This window comes from Nitrosospira sp. CT, from assembly GCF_059489795.1.
In genome coordinates this window covers 1-1,143 of record NZ_JCAHZJ010000027.1, presented here as the reverse complement: position 1 = coordinate 1,143, position 1,143 = coordinate 1, and the positions used below count along the sequence as shown (strand labels likewise).

The window sequence follows — 1,143 nt, the reverse complement described above, 5'->3', positions numbered from 1 at the left end:
GTGATTTTATCGTTCCACACCTCCTTTCCGTCAATTAATGTTTGCATGGGTGTTCGCCCGCAGCACATCTTGCCCTGATGAGTGCGGTCGTGATTGTAGTAGTGCAGCCAGTCATCCAGGTCAATTTGCAACTCCTCGATTGATCGGTATATCTTGCGCCGGAAGGCGACCTGGTAGAACTCTTGCAGGATCGTCTTGTGAAAGCGCTCACAGATGCCGTTGGTCTGAGGATGATTGGTTTTGGTGCGGGTATGTTCAATATCATTGAGCGCCAGATAGAGTTGATAATCGTGAGTCTCTGGCTTACCGCAATATTCCGTGCCACGATCGGTCAGAACACGGATCAGGCCCATATCCTGTTCTGTAAAAAAGGGTAGTACCCGATCGTTGAGCAGATCCGCACCGGTAATCGGCGTCTTGGTCGTATAGAGCTTGGCTGTGGCCCACTTGGAGTAGGTGTCGACGAAGGTCTGCTGATAAATACGACCCACGCCCTTGATCGTGCCCACATAGAAGGTGTCCTGACTGCCAAGGTAGCCAGGATGAGCGGTTTCTATCTCACCATGGGCGACATCGTCGTCCTGCTTCTTTTCCAATGCAGAAACCTGCGCTTCGGTCAGCACTTCTCCCGTCTGCGCGATATGACGTTCCAGTGCCGCCAACCGCTTCTTGAATGATTCCAGGTCACGGCGCAGCCAGACAGAGCGAACGCCTGAGGGAGAAATGAAGATGCCGCGTTTGCGCAACTCGTTGGAAACGCGCACTTGCCCGAACGCAGGCTGCTCAAGAGCAAATGCAGCTACCGCCAGCTCGACTGCCTCCTCAACTCGGTTCTTGGGATTAGGCTTTTTGCGGTTGGCATCAATCAGGGCATCGATACCGCCATTTTCCATCGCCGACTGATACCGATAGAAGGTATCCCGGGAAAAGCCCATCAGCTTGCAGGCGCGCGACACATTGCCAAGCTCGGCTGCTAGATTAAGAGCCCTACCTTGTGCTTGATAACATTTTGTTGAAAACTACTCATGGGGTTACTCCTTTGCGCTTTCAGCGCTCAATTTGATAAAGATTCGCACCTCTATCAAACCGGGTAACCCCGCTTTTCGCAAGGCCCTACTGTCCGATCAAATCTAAACTACTACA

General features: G+C 52.1%; 1 pseudogene. It reads right to left on the bottom strand.

Annotation, left to right across the window (positions count from 1 at the left end):
• Positions 1–1,027, bottom strand: a pseudogene (locus tag AC52W5_RS04435) (IS481 family transposase); the annotation flags it as partial.
• Positions 1,028–1,143 lie beyond the last annotated feature (116 nt).